General features: G+C 46.2%; 1 tRNA gene. It reads left to right on the plus strand.

The features are described from left to right. Nucleotides 1-93 precede the first annotated feature (93 nt). Nucleotides 94-167: transfer RNA gene (locus JJQ88_RS21105), tRNA-Gly, on the plus strand. The last annotated feature ends 86 nt before the right edge of the window (nucleotides 168-253 follow it).

Consider the following 253-nt stretch of genomic DNA (forward strand, 5'->3'; position numbering starts at 1 on the left):
GGGGAGTAGCTCAGCTTGGTAGAGCACTTGGTTTGGGACCAAGGGGTCGCAGGTTCGAATCCTGTCTTCCCGACCATTCAGCAATTTTAGATTGCGGGTGTAGTTTAGTGGTAAAACCTCAGCCTTCCAAGCTGATGTCGTGGGTTCGATTCCCATCACCCGCTCCAATCGATTGTTCTTTGAAAACTAAACAAACAAGCGTCAACAAACAATAATCATCATGGCTTCTTATGAAGATCATGAGCCAACGTTT

The sequence above is a fragment of the Bacillus sp. REN3 genome, from assembly GCF_017912555.1.
Lineage (GTDB): Bacteria > Bacillota > Bacilli > Bacillales > Cytobacillaceae > Mesobacillus.